Origin of the sequence: Methyloglobulus morosus KoM1, assembly GCF_000496735.2 — a bacterium.
Lineage (GTDB): Bacteria > Pseudomonadota > Gammaproteobacteria > Methylococcales > Methylomonadaceae > Methyloglobulus > Methyloglobulus morosus.
The window spans coordinates 1-4,176 of record NZ_AYLO01000072.1; the positions used below are offsets into that span (position 1 = coordinate 1).

At 48.5% G+C, this 4,176-nt stretch carries 6 protein-coding genes; 5 read left to right on the forward strand and 1 reads right to left on the reverse strand.

Annotated features, from left to right (window positions below; genetic code table 11):
* The 4 genes from MGMO_RS21120 to MGMO_RS09895 form a co-directional block, all read left to right on the forward strand.
* A partial coding sequence (locus MGMO_RS21120; RefSeq protein WP_036307393.1) for a helix-turn-helix domain-containing protein occupies window positions 1–209 on the forward strand: 209 nt, incomplete at its 5' end.
* On the forward strand, window positions 209–580 hold the full coding sequence (locus MGMO_RS21125; RefSeq protein WP_036307394.1) for an IS1 family transposase: 372 nt from the start codon (window positions 209–211) through the stop codon (window positions 578–580). The genes MGMO_RS21120 and MGMO_RS21125, both read left to right, overlap by 1 nt.
* A gap of 104 nt (window positions 581–684) precedes the next feature.
* Window positions 685–1,860 carry a hypothetical protein gene (locus tag MGMO_RS09890; protein WP_023494912.1) on the forward strand — a complete coding sequence of 392 codons (1,176 nt, stop codon included), beginning with the start codon at window positions 685–687 and terminating at the stop codon, window positions 1,858–1,860.
* Between the two features lie 360 nt (window positions 1,861–2,220).
* Entirely contained in the window at window positions 2,221–2,430 is a 210-nt protein-coding gene (locus MGMO_RS09895; protein ID WP_023494913.1) for a cold-shock protein, read from the forward strand.
* A 99-nt stretch (window positions 2,431–2,529) separates the two neighbouring features.
* Here the strand turns inward: MGMO_RS09895 and MGMO_RS09900 are convergent, their stop codons facing one another.
* The gene (locus MGMO_RS09900) at window positions 2,530–2,697 is read right to left on the reverse strand and encodes a type II toxin-antitoxin system YafQ family toxin (protein WP_321163121.1); all 168 of its coding nucleotides are present in this window, start codon (window positions 2,695–2,697) and stop codon (window positions 2,530–2,532) included.
* A 77-nt stretch (window positions 2,698–2,774) separates the two neighbouring features.
* On the opposite strand from MGMO_RS09900, the gene MGMO_RS09905 reads away from it, so the two are divergent.
* The gene (locus MGMO_RS09905; RefSeq protein WP_023494915.1) at window positions 2,775–3,977 is read left to right on the forward strand and encodes a cation:proton antiporter; all 1,203 of its coding nucleotides are present in this window, start codon (window positions 2,775–2,777) and stop codon (window positions 3,975–3,977) included.
* Window positions 3,978–4,176 lie beyond the last annotated feature (199 nt).

Below are 4,176 nucleotides of genomic sequence, written 5' to 3' on the forward strand. Positions count from 1 at the left end.
CTGGCAAGCAACAATACCGCTGCAAGGACTGCGGTGCCTGCAAGGTGCTGGAGCCGACCGTCCGGTACAGCGAGGGGCGCAAGGAGGAAATCCTGCGGGCCTACCAGGAGCGTTCGAGCCTGCGGGGCATTTCGCGGGCTTTCGGGGTGTCGCGCCCCACCGTGTCCGCCTGGCTAAAAAAAACTCCGGCGCTTGCCAAAGGTGGCTGATGGCCTGGCCGAGGCAAGGCCCGGCGCTGTGCCGCAGGACGCGGCAGATAGTGGCCTACGTCAACGGTGACCGGAGCGAGGCGACCTGCAGGAAGCTCTGGGACAGGATACCCGACGCCTACCGCGGCTGCCGCACTTTCAGCGACTTCTGGAAAGCCTACGCCAGCGTGTTTTCCGAAGCGCTGCACCGGAGCGTCGGCAAGGGGACCGGCGAGACCGCGCACATGGAGCGCTGGAACAACACCCTGCGCCAGCGGGTCGGGCGGATGGTGCGGAAAACGCTTTCGTTTTCTAAGGACGCAGACTGGCATGACGGCGTTATCCATTGGTTTGTCGTCTCCTATAATTCGAGCCTATCAGTTAATGTTTAGCCACTACCAAATAAAGCAATTACCGTTAGACCTTTGGCTAGTTAGCATAGATGTTTAACTAAGTGGAAACCCAAATTATATCAATACTTCCTTAATGTCTGTATATGGACACCTCCCGTATTGCAAGCAAAAATAGCGACTCCCCTGAATTAATAATAAGCCCAAGACAAATCGGTGGCAGGTGGCTGTCACCCACGCTAAGGGAGCCGCCTATGTATCACCGTAACAGTATGACAGGCTTGAACCGATTGCTCCCTACAGCAATTGTATTCATTGCACTTATCCATGCAAGTTTACTCCATGCCCAGCAGCCTCCGCCACCAGTAGTTGCAAATGACGCCCAGCTTAAACCGTCCGATCCGCTCACGCCCCTGAATGCGGCTTTCCGCACCGCGTATGCGGACTTGCGGAAGCAAGTCTTGGCCCAAAGCAGCCCAATCATCATTCAAATCGGTGATAGGTTGGTGCTATTCAAAAATGGTGCCCGAACAGAAGCCCCGGCGCTGAGCTACCGCTACCACGAACTCAAGGCAGTGGCCCACCATCCTTTGGCACTTTACGTGATACTGGTCTCTGGAGCCGGCGCTAAGTTGGACGGGAACCAGCTCAATAAGCTGCGAGAGTACCGGGCATTGGTTGCTCAGGTGCGCCCTTCTATAGATGGACGTAATTTCCGCCCGGCGCAGCGGGAGCGGCAGTTACGGCTGATCGACCGGTCGCTTGCTTTCATGGACACTACATGGCTCACAGGGATGGTTTCGAAGGCCGCCTTGCTCCAGTTCACACAGAGCCAAAGAGAGGACATACTGGCCAATGCCTACGAGGCGGCCGAAGACCAAATCAACACCATGCATAATCAGGTGCAATCTTGGCTTGCAAAGATGACTGCTGAAGAACGTAAGGGATTGCGCGTGGTGGTGGGTGCTTCCCACATGCCGCGTGTCGGGAATATTTCCATGCAGTATTTCTCTGCGGCGTTGGGTGAACCCTATGAGGGACGCTACGAAGAGGAAGAAGAGCGGAACAGCGACTTTCGCCTGGTTTACGGTGAGTCCATGTTCGAGGACGAAGCCGCCCTGCGGGTACTGGCGACGCACCTGGTTGATACCGAGATCGGCGTTTATTTCTTCGGCGATGCCCAGCGGATGCACCGTGACCTGCTGTCTGATGCCGGTGAGGAGATCATCCGCAAAAAACTCGGTAAGACACCTGTTACCAACCTCAGCAACCCAATACCTATTTCTTCGCAAATGGGTATCCCGAAAGGAAAATACGATTAACTTTTTAGGAAAGACTTGATTGTCAAAAAATCGGTTGAGCCAGTATTGATGGGCTTTATAGATTTTTGAGCGCTGTAACCGGCTAGAGAACTGGCCTTAAGTCGATGTCACAAGGGAAGCAATTGCATCGCAATGGGAAGGGTAAGGCATATTAAAAACTTAATCCTGAATGACTGGTTTCAGGAAAGTTTAAGTACGCCAGTGATCGTCGGTTTAGGGTCGTCTGGAGGCCGTGGGTTCGTCAACTGGTTAAAAGTTTTGAATGTCCGTTCTTGCTGTCCTTTACAGGTTATAATTGAGCATGCCTGGATCTGTCAAGCCAAGGTAACACCCTAACAATGGTTTTTAACGAGAAAATTTATGTCAGTAATTGTAGAAGGCAAGGTCAAATGGTTTGACGATGCTAAAGGTTTTGGTTTCATCGAACAGGACGGCGGCAAAGACGTATTTGTCCACCATAGTGCTATTAACAGCAATTGCCATAAATCCTTAAAGGAAGGGCAACGCGTAACGATGGAAGTCACGGCTGGACAAAAAGGCCCGCAAGCGGAAAATGTTACCTTGTTGTAACCGTAACCCAGGCTAGGAAAAACGAAATTATTCCTTTTGATACTTAGGCCGTAATAGGGCTTATGTTTCAGATTGACGACCGGTCGTATTTACAGACTTTTACCCGTCAAACAAATCCGCGTGCCTGCCCGTGCGTTCAAAACGCACAACATCACCGGCAATCTTGTAAATCAACAACCAATTCGGCTCAATATGGGCATCCCTAAAAACCTTCCACTCACCTTTCAGTGGATGGTCAAGATAACTTGCTGGAAGAAGTTCTTCCACAGGACCCCATTTATTCAACAAAGCCCACATCAATCCCTCGTTTAAACCAAGCCAGATAAAGCAAAAACTTAAGCCCCATGAATACCAGCGAAGCCTTTTTAATAGCCATTTTCATTATTTTCACTTTACCCTATCTGCTATGGCGTGTTTGTAGAACAGATTACTTTGCACCACTAGTCGTGGTGCAAATCATATGCGGTATTTTTTTAGGCCCCGGCATTCTGGGTGCCGCTTACCCGTCATTTTACAATGTCGTATTTAGTATGCCGGTTATTCAGTCCTTAAATGGCATTGCCTGGTGGGCGGTCATGATTTTTGTTTGGATAGCTGGTATTGAATTAGACCTTAAGGCTGCTTGGCTCAATCGCTTTGAAAGCGGCATTACAGCGAGCTTTGCGCTAGGTATGCCGCTGATACTGGGGAGTATTGTCGCCTGTGGTTTGTTGTCCTATCCAGGGTGGGTTGGGAATAAAGGGCAGGATTGGCAGTTTGTTGTGGGTGTGGGCATGGCCTGTGCGGTAACGGCGCTGCCTATTTTGATTTTATTATTGGAAAAGCTGAACATATTAAGGCATCCCTTTGGCCAACGTATTCTCCGCTATGCCAGCCTTGATGACATAGCCATATGGATAATATTGGCGGTTATCTTGATGGATTGGCACAGGGTGTGGAGTCAGGTTATTTTTCTAATCGGCTATGGCATCGCAGCATTTGGCGTTAGAAAGCTCATGCGCTGGTTACCACCAAACGATAGATGGTATGTGGGTTTGATATGGCTGGCTCTGTGTGGATTTATTTCCGATTGGGTTGGTTTGCATTTTATGGTGGGTGCTTTCTTGTCCGGCGTTATTTTGGATACCGATTGGTACGATCAAGAAAAAATGGACTTATTGCGACACCATGTGTTGTTAGTGGTTATGCCGGTATTTTTCTTAAGTACGGGATTAAAAACCAATTGGCAAGTTGGCAGTGTTACGGTATTTGTCGTTGCGGGTATTTTATTATTGGCTTCAATTACGGGTAAGTTAATTGGCGTATATATCGCTGGAAAAATACTGAAATGGCGACCTGGCGAAGCGTCGATCATTGGCTGGCTGTTACAAACAAAAGCGTTGATTATGATTATTTTTACAAATGTTTTGTTGGATAAACATATTATTACTAACGAATCCTTCACCGCTTTATTGTTGATGGCGGTCGCCAGCACCATGTTAACGACTCCTGTAGTTTATCCAAAGCTAAATCGAATGAAATCTAGCCCAATCGATAAGATGCGCTAAACAAAGGGTGCTGCTAACGGGCTTTAATGAGATGGATGCGCATAATCAATATTGGACTGTTTGAGTCAAAATAAGGTGTTATTAACCCATTCTATTAAGCAGCCATTGGTACAAGTTTCCGGCATAGAAATTACCCAACAATTTTCTTAAATAAACAGGTGGTCGGTTAATTCAAAAAACTTTAGAATTGCCAAACAGC

Coding starts and splice junctions, on each gene's coding strand:
- MGMO_RS21125 (WP_036307394.1), top strand. CDS start 209: ATGGCCTGGCCGAGGCAAGGCCCGGCGCTGTGCCGCAGGACGCGGCAG.
- MGMO_RS09890 (WP_023494912.1), top strand. CDS start 685: ATGGACACCTCCCGTATTGCAAGCAAAAATAGCGACTCCCCTGAATTA.
- MGMO_RS09895 (WP_023494913.1), top strand. CDS start 2,221: ATGTCAGTAATTGTAGAAGGCAAGGTCAAATGGTTTGACGATGCTAAA.
- MGMO_RS09905 (WP_023494915.1), top strand. CDS start 2,775: ATGAATACCAGCGAAGCCTTTTTAATAGCCATTTTCATTATTTTCACT.